The organism is Ahrensia marina, assembly GCF_042140245.1.
In the GTDB taxonomy this organism is placed as follows: Bacteria; Pseudomonadota; Alphaproteobacteria; order Rhizobiales; family MH13; genus MH13.
Genome location: NZ_CP159483.1, coordinates 1,523,312 through 1,539,490, shown reverse-complemented (window position 1 = coordinate 1,539,490; position 16,179 = coordinate 1,523,312). Strand labels below are relative to the sequence as shown.

14 protein-coding genes are annotated in these 16,179 nt (G+C 57.5%); 5 read left to right on the top strand and 9 right to left on the bottom strand.

Translation table 11 applies throughout. The annotated features are described in order from the left end of the window. Positions 1-38 precede the first annotated feature (38 nt). Positions 39-959 (bottom strand): LysR family transcriptional regulator, encoded by a 921-nt coding sequence (locus ABWH92_RS07560; RefSeq protein ID WP_375573568.1) that lies wholly within the window; start codon positions 957-959, stop codon positions 39-41. Positions 960-1,107: 148 nt separating this feature from the next. Here ABWH92_RS07560 and chvE point away from each other — a divergent pair, with 148 nt between their 5' ends. The 3 genes from chvE (at position 1,108) to mmsB (ending at position 5,010) form a co-directional block, all read left to right on the top strand. Next, a complete protein-coding gene (gene chvE, locus ABWH92_RS07555) occupies positions 1,108-2,160 on the top strand; it encodes a multiple monosaccharide ABC transporter substrate-binding protein (protein ID WP_375573566.1) in 1,053 nt (350 codons plus the stop codon). A gap of 99 nt (positions 2,161-2,259) precedes the next feature. Beyond that, positions 2,260-3,762 carry a multiple monosaccharide ABC transporter ATP-binding protein gene (gene mmsA / locus ABWH92_RS07550; protein WP_375573564.1) on the top strand — a complete coding sequence of 501 codons (1,503 nt, stop codon included), beginning with the start codon at positions 2,260-2,262 and terminating at the stop codon, positions 3,760-3,762. Positions 3,763-3,822: 60 nt separating this feature from the next. Beyond that, positions 3,823-5,010, top strand: a complete 1,188-nt coding sequence (gene mmsB, locus ABWH92_RS07545; RefSeq protein ID WP_375574212.1) for a multiple monosaccharide ABC transporter permease — start codon at positions 3,823-3,825, stop codon at positions 5,008-5,010. A 45-nt stretch (positions 5,011-5,055) separates the two neighbouring features. Here the strand turns inward: mmsB and ABWH92_RS07540 are convergent, their stop codons facing one another. Then, positions 5,056-6,000: an NAD(P)/FAD-dependent oxidoreductase gene (locus ABWH92_RS07540; protein WP_375573563.1), complete on the bottom strand. Its 945-nt coding sequence runs from the start codon at positions 5,998-6,000 to the stop codon at positions 5,056-5,058. Positions 6,001-6,045: 45 nt separating this feature from the next. Here ABWH92_RS07540 and ABWH92_RS07535 point away from each other — a divergent pair, with 45 nt between their 5' ends. Then, complete coding sequence (locus tag ABWH92_RS07535) at positions 6,046-6,489, top strand: thiol-disulfide oxidoreductase DCC family protein (protein ID WP_375573562.1); 444 nt, start codon at positions 6,046-6,048, stop codon at positions 6,487-6,489. Beyond that, positions 6,482-7,675: an FAD-binding domain-containing protein gene (locus tag ABWH92_RS07530; RefSeq protein ID WP_375573561.1), complete on the top strand. Its 1,194-nt coding sequence runs from the start codon at positions 6,482-6,484 to the stop codon at positions 7,673-7,675. Before ABWH92_RS07535 ends, ABWH92_RS07530 begins: the two co-directional genes overlap by 8 nt. Here the strand turns inward: ABWH92_RS07530 and ABWH92_RS07525 are convergent. The 7 genes from ABWH92_RS07525 to ABWH92_RS07495 form a co-directional block, all read right to left on the bottom strand. Beyond that, on the bottom strand, positions 7,672-8,682 hold the full coding sequence (locus ABWH92_RS07525; protein WP_375573559.1) for an ABC transporter ATP-binding protein: 1,011 nt from the start codon (positions 8,680-8,682) through the stop codon (positions 7,672-7,674). The genes ABWH92_RS07530 and ABWH92_RS07525 overlap by 4 nt on opposite strands. Then, positions 8,679-9,707 (bottom strand): ABC transporter ATP-binding protein, encoded by a 1,029-nt coding sequence (locus ABWH92_RS07520; protein ID WP_375573558.1) that lies wholly within the window; start codon positions 9,705-9,707, stop codon positions 8,679-8,681. The genes ABWH92_RS07525 and ABWH92_RS07520 overlap by 4 nt, the downstream gene beginning before the upstream one ends. Before the next feature lie 12 nt (positions 9,708-9,719). Continuing rightward, on the bottom strand, positions 9,720-10,706 hold the full coding sequence (locus ABWH92_RS07515) for an ABC transporter permease (RefSeq protein ID WP_375574211.1): 987 nt from the start codon (positions 10,704-10,706) through the stop codon (positions 9,720-9,722). Positions 10,707-10,731: 25 nt separating this feature from the next. Further along, positions 10,732-11,712 carry an ABC transporter permease gene (locus ABWH92_RS07510; RefSeq protein ID WP_375573556.1) on the bottom strand — a complete coding sequence of 327 codons (981 nt, stop codon included), beginning with the start codon at positions 11,710-11,712 and terminating at the stop codon, positions 10,732-10,734. A 56-nt stretch (positions 11,713-11,768) separates the two neighbouring features. Then, on the bottom strand, positions 11,769-13,343 hold the full coding sequence (locus tag ABWH92_RS07505; protein WP_375573554.1) for an ABC transporter substrate-binding protein: 1,575 nt from the start codon (positions 13,341-13,343) through the stop codon (positions 11,769-11,771). Between the two features lie 179 nt (positions 13,344-13,522). Continuing rightward, positions 13,523-15,109 carry an ABC transporter substrate-binding protein gene (locus tag ABWH92_RS07500; RefSeq protein WP_375573552.1) on the bottom strand — a complete coding sequence of 529 codons (1,587 nt, stop codon included), beginning with the start codon at positions 15,107-15,109 and terminating at the stop codon, positions 13,523-13,525. Between the two features lie 166 nt (positions 15,110-15,275). Then, entirely contained in the window at positions 15,276-16,076 is an 801-nt protein-coding gene (locus tag ABWH92_RS07495) for a creatininase family protein (RefSeq protein ID WP_375573551.1), read from the bottom strand. Positions 16,077-16,179 lie beyond the last annotated feature (103 nt).

Sequence of the window (16,179 nt, the reverse complement as noted above, 5' to 3'; positions counted from 1 at the left end):
AACGACAGCCCATCTGATCCAGCATCAGGCTCGACGCGCTACAGACGGCGCAGCGTTTCCTCCAGCACACGCTGGGTGGCCGGCGTCTGTTGCTTGTAGCGGTTGCGGATCACAAAGAACGGGCGCACCTGGATGCGCTCATTGATGTTCAACTTGGCAAGCTTAGCGCCCAATCGATCATCGGAAAACAAATCCGCCACCTGTTCGGTCAACGGCGCAACCGCATTGCCCGTGGCAATCATGGCCAAAGCCACCAGCAAGGACGAGCTGTCCGTCACGTTCATCGGAATAGCAATGCCCTGGCTGTGATAGGCGTGCTCTACGGCTTCGCGTATCGGTGAGCCGCGCTCCTGCATGATCCACTCTTCTTGCCTGAGATCACTCAAAGCAACGGACTGCGCACCGGCCAACCGATGGGTTTGATGCACCACCAGCGCCACGGTCTCGCGCCGGGCCGGCTGCATCAGGAACTGAGCGGCATCGAGATCCGGCGAAACGCGCGCGATAATGAAATCAAAGATGCCCTCTTCCAAACCGCGCACCAGCTGCGTCGACGGACCTATCTCGATCTTCACATTCAGCCCGGGGGTCTCTGAGCGCACCACTTGAACCGCTGGAACCAAGCAATCAACGGCAGGGCCGGTCACACATCCGACTCGCACGGCACCGCTGGCCCCAACATTGATCGCATGGAGCTCATGCTCCAGCGTGTCATACTCTGACTGAATAACGCGGGCATGGCGCAGAAAAGCCTGACCAAGCTCGGTCGGCTCCATCCCCCACGGGTGCCTGATGAACAGGGCGCCATCCACCTCGGTTTCGATCATCGACAGAATGCGTGAGGCGGCAGGTTGAGACATGCCCAGGGCGTCAGCGGCCACTTGGAGCTTTTCCACCTCGGCAATCTTGATCACCAACTGCAAGTGGGATGGCTTCATTTTGCGGGTGTAACTGGCCAAATCACATATCACCTTTGTTATGCAATGCGGCTCTAAATACATTTGAAAGCAATGTCACGATCGGTCATGACTTCTCTCAGGGGAAACACCCCAAAAATGTGAGGCACGAAGGCTGCAAACCCCAACGTGCCCTAACCAGGAGGAAAGCATGAAGATCGGGACTATTCTCGCAGCAAGCGTTGGCGTTCTGGCGCTCACAGCAACGGCCTACGCAGATGGCCTTATCGGCATCGCCATGCCCACCCAATCATCCTCCCGTTGGATTTCCGACGGCGAGTCGATGGTCGAGCAGTTTGAAGCCGCTGGATACGACACCATCCTGCAATACGCAGAAGATGACATCCCCAACCAGCTGGCGCAGATCGAAAACATGATCACCAACGGCGTGGACGCTCTGGTAATTGCGGCCATTGATGGCACCACACTGTCCAACGCCCTGGAAAATGCCCACTTCGCCGACATTCGCGTCATCGCCTATGACCGGCTGATCCGCGATAGCGAATATGTCAGCTACTACGCGACCTTCGACAACTTCCAAGTCGGTGTCCTTCAGGCCAACTCCCTGGTGGATGGCTTGCGCGAGCGCTTCGGCGACGGACCTTACAATGTGGAGCTTTTTGGTGGGTCACCGGACGATAACAACGCCTATTTCTTCTACGATGGAGCGCTAAGCGTTCTTCAGCCGCTCATCGACGATGGCACAATCAACGTCGTTTCAAGTCAGATGGGCATGGACACGGTGGGCACCCTGCGCTGGGACGGCGCCGTAGCCCAGGCGCGCATGGATAACCTTTTGTCCGCCCACTACACCGATGCCCAGGTACACGGTGTGCTATCGCCATACGACGGTTTGAGCATCGGCATCATCAGCTCGCTGAAAGGTGTGGGCTATGGGTCTGGTGACTTGGAAATGCCCATCGTCACCGGACAGGATGCAGAGCTTCGTTCCGTGCTTTCCATGCTTGAGGGTGAGCAATACTCCACCGTCTTCAAAGACACCCGTGAGCTGGCCGGTGTAACCGTCGGCATGGTGGAAGCGCTGCTTGAAGGCGGCGAGCCGGAAATCAACGACACAACAACCTATGACAACGGCATCATTGTTGTGCCAAGCTTCCTGCTTGAGCCTGTGTCGGTCGATATTTCCAATTGGGAAGAAGTTCTGATCAACTCCGGCTACTACACCGCTGATCAGGTGCAGTAGACACACTCCCACTGTCTTGGGTCGCCCGTTAAGATAGCGGGCGACCCAACCCGCGCCGGACTGCCCCATGATGCCCTCAACGTCTCCCCCCTGTTGGAAATGAAGGACATCACCAAGACCTTCCCCGGGGTGAAGGCACTGAACCAGGTCAATCTTCAGGTTCGCGAAGGCGAGATCCACGCTCTTGTGGGCGAGAATGGCGCCGGCAAGTCCACCCTCATGAAGGTGCTCTCAGGTGTCTATCCCTCAGGCACCTACGATGGTGAGATCCACTATGATAGCGCGCTTGCCCAGTTCAGCTCAATCGCTGACAGCGAAGAGAAGGGCATCATCATCATCCATCAGGAGCTAGCACTCGTCCCGCTGCTCTCGATCGCCGAGAACCTTTTCCTGGGCAATGAGATTGCCGCCCGTGGCATCGTCAACTGGCACGAGACCATGCGCCGTTCAGAAGGCCTGCTTGAAAAAGTTGGCCTGTCCGAAGCCCCCACCACCATTGTTGAGAAACTTGGTGTTGGTAAGCAGCAGCTTGTGGAGATCGCCAAGGCACTCTCGAAAAAAGTTCGCCTTCTCATCCTTGATGAACCCACAGCCGCCCTGTCAGAAGCCGACAGCCAAGCGCTGCTTGATTTGATGCTGGAACTGAAAACACAAGGCGTCACGCAGATCATCATCAGCCACAAGCTGAACGAGGTGCGCCGCGTGGCCGACACCGTCACAGTCATCCGCGATGGCGCCACCGTCTCGACCATGGCCTCGCATATTGAGGACATATCTGAAGACAAGATCGTCCGCGATATGGTCGGTCGCGATATGGCCCACCGCTATCCAGAACGCACGCGCAAAGCCGGTGAAACGCTGATGTCGGTCAGCAACTGGAATGTATGGCATCCCGAACATGCCGACCGTCAGGTAATCCACGATATCAGCTTCAACGTGCGCCGCGGCGAAGTTGTTGGCATCGCTGGTCTTATGGGTTCCGGCCGCACCGAGCTGGCGATGAGCCTGTTCGGTCGTTCTTACGGCCAGAACATCAAAGGTGATGTGGAGATTGGTGGGCAGCGCGTTGATGTGAGCAGTGTGCCGCGCGCGATTGCTGCGGGCCTGGCCTACGTGACGGAGGACCGCAAAAGCCTCGGCCTGGTCCTTGATGAATCCATCCAAACAAACATCACACTGAGTAACCTTGAGGCTGTGTCGGCCAATGCCATTCTCAACAGTAAGGAAGAAGCCAAAGTCGCCAACAGCTATCGCGAGGCGCTGAACATCCGCACACCCAGTGTGCGCCAACGCGTGGTGAACCTTTCTGGCGGCAACCAGCAAAAGGTCGTGCTGTCCAAATGGCTTTTTGCAGAACCTGATATTCTCATCTTGGATGAGCCAACACGCGGCATCGATGTTGGTGCCAAGTACGAGATCTACGGCATCATCAACGATCTCTCTGCGCAGGACAAAGGCGTGGTGATGATCTCTTCCGAAATGCCGGAGCTCCTGGGCATGTGCGATCGCATCTACGTCATGAACGAGGGGGCGTTTGTCGGCGAGCTAACCGCAAACGAAGCAAGTCAGGAACGCATCATGTCACTGATTGTGACGCACTAGTTGGAAGGACGAGCCAAGGTGGCCCAAGCCCAAGCGCAAGACACGTCAACCGCCTCAAACATGGGCGCTTACCTGGTTGCCAACTTCCGGCAGTACGGTCTGTTGTTGGCCCTCATCGCCGTCATGCTGTTCTTTCACATCGTGACGGATGGCACCCTGCTGCGCCCGGTGAACATCACCAACTTGCTGCTGCAAAACAGCTACATCATCATCATGGCGCTGGGCATGTTGATCGTCATTGTCTCCGGCCATATCGATCTATCGGTTGGTTCGGTGATGGGCTTTATCGGAGCTTTGGCAGCCTATCTGATCGTCAGTCTTGATATGTCGATGTGGGTCGCGGTGCCCATATGCATTCTGTTTGGCGGGCTCATCGGCGCTGCGCAGGGCTACTGGGTTGCCTATTGGGGCATTCCATCCTTCATCGTCACGCTGGCTGGCATGTTGGTGTTTCGCGGCCTTTCCCTTTGGCTGCTCGATGGTCAGTCCCTTGGCCCCTTCCCCCGCGAGTTCCAGGTGATCGCCAACGGCTTCGTGGCAGATCCTTTCCCGGCGGGGATCGGTGAGCAACTTGCTGCCATCTTCCAGGTATCGCGGCTCAACGTCTTGGCTCTTGGCACCGGTGTTGTGGCTGCCGTCATGATCCTTTGGATGGGCATGCGCAGGCGCGCGCAGGATCTTGCCTATGGCGTGGCCGTCGAACCAACCATCTTCTTTGTCGCGCGCAACGCCATCATTGTCGCCGCAGTGGTGTTCATTTGCTACAAGCTGGCAACGTTTCGTGGCCTGCCCAACGTGCTTCTCACCATGGGTGTGCTGACGCTGATCTATGCCTTTCTCACCGAAAGCACGATTTTGGGCCGCCGGATCTATGCTCTCGGCGGCAATGAAAAAGCAGCCACGCTGTCAGGGGTCAAAACCAAGCGTCTAACGTTCTTAGCCTTCACCAATATGGGCGTCTTGGCAGCTGTGGCTGGCTTGGTCTTCGCAGCACGCCTCAACTCAGCAACGCCCAAGGCAGGCTTTGCTCTTGAGTTGGATGTGATCGCTGCCGTCTTTATCGGCGGCGCATCAATGTCCGGCGGTGTGGGGAAGATTGTTGGTGCGGTCGTCGGCGCTTTCCTGATGGGCGTGCTCAACAATGGCATGTCGATCATGGGCATCGGCATCGACTACCAGCAGATGATCAAAGGCCTGGTGCTTTTGGCTGCGGTCATTTTCGATGTCTACAACAAGAGCAAACAGTAGCGATGGGATGTGTCCCGGCCTGCAACAGGCAAACCGAACGGCCCGCTAAGCCATCGCCTGGCCGCAATGGGCGCCGGAGAGGAACGCCAGCTCGATGCGCGGGCCGAGCATGCCATCGCCCGCAACGCCTAAGGTTCCGTCTGCGCTGAGCAGGTAGGGCTCGCCCAGAGCCTCTTCCACCAGGGCGTAGCGCCAGCGATGGCCCGCACCATAAATGGGTTGCGGCACATCCACGCCCATCTCGTCCTGGAAAAGGCGCAGCAAAACCGGCACCATCGCGTCGCGCTCCCGCTCGATATGCTCAGATGAATAGCTCGCCGAAGCCTGCACGACCCAAAGATCATGATCGCTTCCCCGGTCAGGTCCGCGCGCTGATTGGCGACATGCCATGGCAAGTTGGCTGGTCTCGCCAAGTTCGGGCACATCGGGCAGATCAAGTGGTTTGTCGAAGGCGGCAAGCAGCGTGTAGCTCGGCGCATAGCTGATCTCGCCAAGCCGTTGGAACCCCTCGCCAAAGGTCTGCAACAGGTTAAGCGCCTGAGGTGCAGGCGCCGCCACCACCACTTTGTCAAACGGGCCGTGATGATTGCCATCCTTGTCGGAAAGCACATGGCCCTCAGCCACTTTCCCGATATGGGCAACTTCAAAACCGGTGATAACAGCAATGCCATCCTGACCTTCAAAGCCCGCCTTCACCAGCGCCGCCATGCCGGGCTTGCCGATCATCGCCCCTTGCTTGACGCTGTCCCAGACGTGGATGGCGCCTTTTTCATGCAACTCGGCAATGTATTGCGAAAAGGCTGGGTCGCGCACCGTGGCGTACTGCGCCCCATGATCGAACGCGCCATACTCAGTGCGTCGGGTGGAAAGCCGTCCGCCAATGCCGCGCCCCTTGTCGAACACCTGCACACCATGACCGGCCGCTGCCAACGTACGTGCCGCCGCCAGACCGGCCATACCGGCGCCAATCACTGCGACATCAAGGGACATGAAAGAGGCCTCGCCTTTGTTGCTTTACAATCCATATAGCGAGCGATGAGCACAACTTCACCACAAAACGAAGACCAAGGCGCAGACCAGACGCCGCAGGCCTGCACCGTCTATTACGATGGTGCGTGCCCGCTCTGTCAGCGTGAGATCGCGATGTACCAAGGCATGGACGGGGCCGACGCCATCCGCTGGCATGATGTCAGCGCCGTCGGCACGGGTGCCGATGATTTGATCACCAGCGATGCCATGGCGCGCTTTCACGTACGCCGCGCTGATGGGTCTTTGGTGTCAGGCGCGCGCGGTTTCTTTGAGGTGATGAAAACCATCCCCAAACTGCGCTGGCTTGGCCACGCGCTCTCGGTACCACCCATCCCTTGGATTGCAGAGGGTGCCTATCGGCTGTTCCTACCCTTGCGGCCTTGGCTGAAGCGCATTGTGCCCGCCCCCAAAGTGGCGCCCCGAAACGATGTGTCCCTATCGGATGGCTGAGCTTTTCCCAACATCGCGTCAGGCTGCTCTGGAGCGGCTGAGATGCTTCGCCCCCAAAGCCGGGCGGGCTTATGCATCAGGTCGCAACACCGATGTCGGACCAGGCAACCCCACGGCCGTTTCCATGCTCTCGCCTTATCTGCGCCGCCGCATGATCACCGAGCGGGAAGCGATCGAAGAGGTTCTGAAACACCATTCGCCAGAGGCAGCGGAAAAGTTCATCCAGGAGGTTTTCTGGCGCACCTATTGGAAAGGCTGGTTGGAAATGCGGCCCGCCGTTTGGGATCACTATCTGACCGAGCGGGAGGCGGCGCTCGCTGATCCGCCCGCCGATTATCAAGCGGCCATCGAAGGGCGCACCGGTATTGAAGGGTTTAATGATTGGGCGCAGGAACTGGTGCAAAGCGGCTGGCTGCACAACCACGCGCGCATGTGGTTCGCCTCGATCTGGATTTTCACGCTGAAGCTGCCATGGGCGCTTGGCGCCGATTTTTTCTACCGTCATTTGCTTGATGCGGACCCTGCTTCCAACACGCTATCCTGGCGCTGGGTGGCAGGGCTGCATACCAAGGGCAAAACCTATCTGGCGCGCGCCGACAACATTGAAAAATACACCAATGGCAGATTCCGACCACGCGACCTTGCACCCTTTGCTGAGCCGTTGATCGAGGCGTTCGAAACCCCGGCCCCGCTGCCACCACGAGATGCGCAAACCCGTGTTCCGGATGGGCCTTATGTACTGCTCCTGACCGAGGATGATTTGCATCCCGAAAGCTGGCCAGGGTTCGAGACCAACCCACCGCAGGAGGTGATCGTTCTGAACCCGTCGCCGCAGGAGGCCAGCCTCAACAGCGGAACCATCGCCTCGCAGTTTTCGAAAGACGCCCTGCAAAATGCGATCACGCGGATCGACCGCCCCGTGACGTTTTGCGAGCAGACGGCAAGCGGACTGACGCAGACGATGAGCGGACGAACGGCGGACCGTCTGGTCATTCCGTACCAATTAAGCGGACCGTCCGCTCCCAGTCTGAACCGTAGTCTGGTTAAATTGGAAGCCGCTGGCATCACCGTACATGAGCTGAAACGCAGCTGGGATGATCACGTCTGGCCGCATGCAACCGCCGGCTTCTTCAAACTGAAAAAGAAAATCCCTAAGCTGATGGCTCAAGCGGGCCTAACCCACTAGGCCGCCTGCTCTACGTCCAGCCGACCCTCTTCAACCGCATGGCAGGCGATGGCCCGACCACCCATGTCGAAAGCATTTGGCACTTCGGCCTTACAGCGATCATTGGCAAATGGGCAGCGGGGATGAAACACGCAGCCTGAAGGTGGATTGATCGGGTTGGGTATCTCACCCTGCACCGGTTGGCGCTCGCGACCAACCTGCGCAATGGACGGCACAGCATCCAGCAACATGCGCGTATAGGGGTGCGCGGGATTGGAGAAAAGATCTTTGGTGTCAGAGACTTCCACCAGGCCACCCAGATACATCACACCGATACGATTTGCCATGTAGCGCACCACAGCAAGGTTGTGGCTGATGAAAAGATAGGTGAGGCCAAGCTCGTCTTGCAGGTCGCGCATCAGGTTCAAAATCTGCGCCTGCACGGACACATCAAGCGCCGACGTCGGCTCATCGCAAACCAAAAACTCTGGATTGGAGGACAACGCCCGGGCGATGCAAAGACGCTGACGCTGGCCACCAGAGAACTCGTGCGGGTATTTCACCGCATCGCGTGCATCCAGACCCACCAGTTCCAAAAGCTCGCCAACCCGCCGGTTGATCGCTGCGTCATCATCCATCAGGCCAAAAACGCGGATCGGCTCGGAGATGATCCGGTCGATCCGCCAACGCGGATTAAGGCTGGCATAGGGATCTTGGAAAATCATTTGCATGCGGCGCCTTAGCGCCGCGCGCGCATCCTCATCGGTGTTTTGATGGATCGATTGTCCATCCACCGTGATGCGGCCATCGGTCGGGTTCAACAGGCCAATCACCATCTTGGCGACAGTCGACTTGCCCGACCCAGACTCCCCAACCAAAGCGAAGGTTTCGCCTTTCTTGATATCGAAGGACACGCCGGAAACAGCGGTCAGATTTTGCTCTGGCAAGCGCTCAATCACGCGGTTCAACCAAGGCTTGGACACGTTGAACCGTTTCACCAACCCATCGACTTCAACAAAGGCGCTCATTCTGCTGCCTCCTGGATCAAATGCGCATAGGCCGGGTCATGGAGGAAACAAGCCGCAAAGGACTGGTCGACCGGCATCAAATCAGGCCGATTGGTTGTGCAGGGCTCAAAGCAGCGTGGGCATCGTGGATTGAACGCACAGCCTTCCGGCAGACGGTCCAAACGCGGCATAGACCCTTCGATCTGGGCCAGTCGATCTCCCTCCGTATCAAGGTCCGGGATCGCGCCCATCAGGCCAACGGTGTAAGGATGATGCGGATTGTGAACGACATCTTCCACCGGGCCGATCTCAGCAATCCGACCTGAATACATAACAGCGACCCGATTGGCCGTTTCGGCAATCACGCCCATATCATGCGTCACCAAAATCACGGCTGTGCCGCGCTCAGCGCAGAGACGCTTCAACAGCGCAATCACCTGCGCCTGTACGGATACATCAAGCGCGGTGGTTGGTTCATCGGCGATGATGAGTTCTGGCTCTGCGGCCAGTGCCAGGGCAATCACAACGCGTTGGCGCATACCGCCAGGAAACTCGTGCGGGAAGGCATCAAGTCGTTCTGATGCGGCAGGAATGCCAACATCTTCCAGCAAGGACACAGCACGTTCTCGCGCCTGCGCGTCTGTCATGTCCATGTGCGTGAGGATCGTCTCAGTCAGCTGACGGCCAATGGAGTAAAGCGGATTAAGGCTCGTCAGCGGGTCCTGGAAGATCATCGCGATCTTCTTGCCGCGTATCTTGCGCATCTCTTCCAGGGGCAAACCATCAATACGCTGACCATCCAGCGTCACCGTGCCGCCAGCAATGCGCCCTGGGGGCTCCAGCAAACCGATGATGGCTGCGCCAGTGATCGACTTGCCTGCGCCGGACTCACCAACCAGGCCAAGAACTTCACCGCGACGGACATCAAACGATACACCATCGATAGCACGCAAAAGCGCATGACGGGTTGGAAACTCGACCACCAGATCGCGCACCTGAAGAAGTGCGTCATCGGACAAACCGCTTTGGGTTTTGACTTCACTCACCACAATCAGCCCCTAACGCAGTTTCGGGTTCAGCGCATCGCGCAACCAGTCACCCAGCAAATTCACAGAAAGTGCCAAGGCCAGCAGCGTGATCGCAGGGAAGAGCAAAATCCACCACTCACCGGAGAACAGGAAATCCTGGCCTGTGTTGATCAGCGTGCCGAGCGAGGGTGTGGTTTTCGGCATGCCAACACCCAAGAACGAGAGCGTCGCCTCAGCGATAATGGCCAGAGCCAAACCAATGGTCGCAATCACCAGAACCGGACCCAACACATTGGGCAGAACGTGACGCATCATGATGGCAAACGGCTTCACGCCAATGACCCGGGCCGCCTGCACATATTCCTTGTTGCGCTCCACAAGGGTCGCGCCACGCACAGTGCGGGCATACTGCACCCAGTCGGACAGCGCGATGGAAACGATAAGGATCCAAACGGCCAGATCGTTGCGCATGTCGGGCGGCACCAAACCACGCACAACACCAAACACCAGCAGAGCAATCAGGATCGATGGAAATGTCAGCTGAACATCAGCCACACGCATGATGACGGTGTCCGCCCAACCGCCGCGATAGCCCGCGACCAAGCCCAAAACGATACCGATCACCATGGCCAATGCCACGGCGGACACACCCACAAACAACGAGATGCGTGATCCGTAGAGAATGGTGGAAAAGATGTCCCGACCCTGATCATCCGTGCCGAGCCAATAAACACTGCCGGTGAACTGATTGGGCTCCATGGGCGCCGTGAACCCATCCATCAAATTGAGTTCGGCCGGGTTAAACGGGTTCTGCGGTGAAATCAGCGGCGCAAAAATCGACGCCAGCACAATGATCAGCACAACCACAGCCGCAACAATGGCAACCGGTGACCGGGTGAAAGAATACCAAACATCTGACCGCCTGATGCGCGCTATCAGTGAAGGCGCATCGGCTTTAGCCGCTTCCAACTTCTCGGCAACAACCTCGCCGTCCACGGCCAGGTCAGATTTGTCCATCGATGTATCGCTCATGTCCGCGCTCCTATTTCGATGTCGGACGCTCGACCCGCAAACGCGGATCAACGGCGAAGTAGAGAAGGTCAACGATCAGATTGACCAGCACAAAGAAGACGGCGATCAGCATCAGATAGGTGGCCATCACCGGAATATCGACGAAGTTGATGGCGTTGATGAACATGAGGCCAACGCCCGGCCACTGGAACACGGTCTCGGTGATAATGGCGAAGGCAACGATGGAGCCAAGCTGCAAGCCAGTGATGGTGATCACGGGGATCATCGTGTTTTTGAGCGCGTGGCCAAAGTTCACCGCCCGCGCCGAAAGTCCGCGGGCACGCGCAAACTTAATGTAGTCGGTACGCAGCACTTCCAACATTTCTGAGCGCACCAAACGCATGATGAGTGTGAGTTGGTAGAGACCAAGAGTAATGGCTGGAAGAATGAGCGATTGAAGCCCTGAGACGGTGAGAAATCCGGTGGTCCATCCACCAATCTGCACCACTTCACCGCGTCCATTGGAGGGCAGCCACTGAAGCTCCACGGCGAAAATCCAGATCAGCGCAATGCCGATCAAAAAGGTTGGCAACGAAACGCCGATCAAAGACGTTGTCATGATAGTGGTGGCGATGAAGCCTTTGCGGCGTAGCGCGGTGTAAACGCCCAGCGCCAACCCTCCGACCAAGGCAAACAAGCCGGACACAAAGGCCAATTCCAGCGTCGCGGGTAGCCGCTCGCCGATAAGCTGCGAAACCGGCACACCGGCGCGGTAGGAGATGCCAAACTCGCCTTGAACCGCGCCCCAGAGGAAATTGAAGTACTGCACGATAAACGGATCGTTCAGCCCAAGGCGCTCGCGCAAATTGGCGATGTCTTCAAAGGTGCGTTCTTGCCCAAGCAAACTTTCGATCGGATCGCCGACATAGCGAAACATCAAAAACGCGATCAGGCCTACGATGAGCAGAACCACAATCGACTGAAACACCCGGCGAATGACAAACGCGATCATACGCTACCCCCAACCAAAAATGGCGGGCCACGAAAGGCGGCCCGCCATCAAAAAAGCTACTCGACGCTGACCCAGCGAAGAATGAAGAAATTGTCCGAGCGCGGCGAAACCTCTACGCCATCGCGCACACCCCAAAGAATGGGCTGCGAATAGAGCGGCACATAGGCCACCTCATCTTGGTAGATGCTGGTGATCTCATCGAGCATGCCCTGGCGAACACCCTCATCCACTTCCGATTGCACCGCTGGCAAAAGCTCATCCACACGATCGTTTGAGAAGCCACCAAAGTTCCAGGATCCGAGGCGCCGTTCTTCGTTTGGTGTTGAAACCAGGAAGCGGATCGGATGCTCATGGTCAAACGTGCCGGGCGACCAACCGAGCAGATACATATCGAAATTGTCGGCACGCAGCTCCGGCCAGTAGTTGGCGACCGGCATGGTGTTGAGGTCAACCGTGATGCCCACCTGCGCCAGCATGGCAACCACCGCTTGGCAGACAGCCGCATCATTGATGTAACGGTCGTTCGGACACATCAGCGAGAAAGTGAAGCCATCTTCGTAGCCGGCCTCGGCAAGCAGCGCGCGGGCACCATCAGGGTTGTAATCCAGACGGTCCGGCAGGCTCGCTGAGTAGCCACGCATATCGGGCGTGACGAGTTGAGACACCGGTTCGACCGCACCGCGCATGATGGTCGTGTCTATCGCGTCGACATTGATCGCGTGATAAACCGCTTGGCGCACTCGCACGTCCGCAAACGGGTTGGGCGACCCATCAAAGGTCAGCGTTTCGGCCTCATGCGGAAAACCGAGCATCATCACACGGGCTTCTTCGCCCACGATGACGTTCATGCCATCGGTGTTTTGCAGACGTTCCACATTTTGGATTGGCACCGGGTTGATGAAATCAACGTCACCGGCAATCAACGCTGCCAGCATCGTCGCGTCCGACTGAATGGGCGTGTAGATAGCCTGCGTGATGGTGTGCTCCACCTCACCCCACCAGCCATCGAACGGTTCCAAAACAGTACGCACGCCCGGCGAGCGCTCCACCACCTGGAAGGCGGCCGTACCATTGGCATTGAGCGTCGTGAAGCGCTCTTCATCGGTGGCGGGTGTCTCAGCTCCGTTTTCCACCGACCAATCACGATCCATGATCATGAAGTTGGCAATGGAGCCTGGGAAGATGGGATTGGGCGCTGAGGTCATGAAGTCGATGGTGTAATCATCAACCACATTCACTTCGCTCACCGTCGCAAACCAGGAGCGCACATCCGAGGTTTCACCTGAGGCGCGTTCATACGAGAACAGCACATCATCGGCGGTGAATTCCGCACCATTGTGGAAGGTCACGCCCTCGCGCAAATGGAACCGCCATCCTTCATCGCCAAGTGCTTCCCAACGCACAGCAAGTGCAGGTTCTACGGCCATCGTGCGATCGCGACGCACAAGGCCTTCATAAACATTGTTGAGGAAACCCAGAACCGGTGCAGACGACGCTCCATGCGGATCCATCGTATTTGGGTCAGACGTTGTCGCCCAACGAAAGGTTTCAGCTGAGGCGGGCGCCGCTGCACCCAGCGCCATTGCCAGCGCGAGCGTCGACACAGCCAAACGCGTTTGTGAGTGGAACATAAGTTGGTTTCCTCCGAAATCCGACCACAGCGCGGTGATGCGGGGCCGTTCTATCCACAAATGAGGCAAGGCCAGACATGCCAGCGCCCCCTGCCCGGATAGTGGGCGAAGAGAGTGGCGGAGCAAGCCAAATCCTTGCAGGCCCCGCCACTGTAACGACATCAGGTTCTAATCGGTGATCAATTGAACGTGAGGAACTTGAAGTGCGGCTGATCTTCAGGCTGCACGGGGAAGTCGATGTTTTCGCGCATACCCCAGTTCAACACTTGGTTGTGAATGGGGATGTAGAGCACATCTTCCTGTACCTGCGCCCAGATCTCACCGATGGTGGCATTGCGCGCTTCAAGATCGGTTTCCGATGCCAGGGAGACGATCATCTCGTCGACCTCTGGGTTAGAATAACCGGTGTTGTTCCAGGAGCCGTAATCGCCTTCGGTCGAGTGGACCAGGAAGTTGAACACATACTCACTGTCAAACGTTGGAACGCCCCAGCCGAGCAGATAGAACTCTGTTTCCTGGTTCTGGATCAGCGGGAAGTGGTTGGCACGGGTCTGTGCTTCCAAGTTCGCGGTGATACCGATCTGAGCGAGCATGCCGACGACGGCCTGACAGATCGCCTCATCATTGATGTAGCGGTCATTGGGGCAGTTGAAGATGATTTCAAAGCCATCTTCATAGCCAGCTTCTGCCATCAAAGCGCGAGCCGCTTCAACGTCGGTTTCAGGCGCTGCGTCCAGCTCTTCGGTCCAACCATTGACGAACGGAGGCATGATCACACCCGTTGGTGCTGATTGGCCGCGCATCACAACCTGCTGGATCGCATCGCGGTTGACAGCTGTGTTGACAGCCTGGCGCACGCGCACATCAGCGAACGGGTTGGCACCCTCAACGCTGTCGGTGTCCAAATCATCTTCACCCTGCTGCATCCCGAGGAAGATCACGCGGTTTTGCGGGGCGGTCACAACCTTCAGACCATCGGTCGAACCAACGCGGTCCAGATCCTGCACAGGGATGTCTTGGATCAGGTCCACTTCGCCCGAAAGGAGCGCAGCAACACGCGTCGCCTGGTTTTGGATCGGCGTGTAGATGATTTCCGAAACTTCAAGCGGGAACTCACCAATACCCCAATAATCTGGGTTGGCCGTCAGCACGGTGCGCACTTCTGGCTCACGGCTTGTCAGACTGAAAGCGCCGGTGCCATTGGCGTTGCGCGCCGCAAAGCTATCTTCGCCGTTGGCGATATCCTGAACAGCGACCACGTCGTTGGCCTCAGCCCAACCCTGATCCATCATGAAGAGGTTGGTCAAATTGTTCGGAAACAGCGGGTTTGGACCTTCGGTGCGGAAATGCACCGTGTAGTCGTCAACCTTGATCACCTCAGCCAACGAAGCGAGAAGCTCCTTCATCGCCGAGGTTTCGGTGCGCGCACGGTTAATCGAGAACACAACATCGTCGGCGTTGAACTCAGCGCCATCGTGGTACGTTACACCTTCACGCAGTGTGAATTCCCAGATGTTCGGATCGCTCTCAAGCGGCGCCCAGCTTGTTGCCAAGGCTGGGATGATGTCACCAGCCATGTCACGCTGCAAAAGCGGCTCGTAGATCTGGTGGGCGAGTGTATGGGTCGGACCCTCGTTTTGCGCGTGCGGATCGAGCGTCAACGAATCGCCGACACGGGCCCACCGCAAAGTCTCTGCGTTGGCCGCACCGGCAAGCATGGTTGCGCCCATAAGCACCGCAGCGGTGCGGATGAGTGTGGATTTCATATATGATACTCCCTGTTGCATCGCCGCGATCTTCGTGACCGGCGTGCGATGAAGACTTGCATCTAAACGCAAGGCGTAGGTCTTGTCACCTAGGATAGCTGGAGAGATCGCCTAAGCGTTGGGCAGTGATGAATATCTTTTCACTCCCAAAACAACTGACGCTACGTCACTGAGAGACCTGCGCAAACCAGGACGGCTGAAAGCGCTGAACCTCGCCGAGAAGCTTCACCATCTGCCGTGCTTGATGATCAATGATGGCTTGGCCGTCTTCAGCGGTCGCATCGTCCGCGTTGCCCACTGCACCAGATGGGTTGAGATCGTCGCCCATCCACCCAAACCCGATGGGCCCATAGGCGCGCAGCAAATCGAAGTCTGTCCCAAGCTCCCCCTGCAACGAAGGGAAGGGCTTGGCTTCGTCTTGATCCACAAGGTCAGGCCAAAGGGCCAGCATGATGGCCGTTTCGAGCCGTCCACCATGGATATCAACGGCCTTGTCGCCGGTCGTGATCAACCCTTCGGGCAAACCCAGACGCATCCAGTTGGTGCCAACACACAACATGCCAAGCTCCGCACGGATTTGGTGGGTTGCATCCACCATCACGCCAACATTGCCACCATGAGCATTGATGATCACCAGCTTACGCACTCCAGCGCGCGCAACTCCACGCGCAAGCTCCATGATCAATCGAAACGTCAGATCACGGCCAAGCGAAAGCGTGCCAGGTTTGTTGGTATGTTCCTGCGAATGCGTGATAGCCAGCACTGGCATTATCAACACGTTGGCCTCTGCTGGCAGCAGCGCCGCAACAGCCTCCATCAATCCGTTGGCAATGCTTGTATCAGTGCTGACAGGAAGATGAGGGCCATGCTGCTCGGTTGCACCCAGCGGTAGGACGGCCACATGATCGTTAAAAGCGCCATCGCCAAAGGCGGACGCAGGCAGCGCGGTCCAATGGTGTGTGGGCATGCAAGTTCTCGCATTGTTTTGACGTAGGTCCAATCAAAATCACTTGAAAACAGGTACTGGCAAGTCCCAACTTTTTGCTGAGGCCTAATGGGCCAATTGCGAA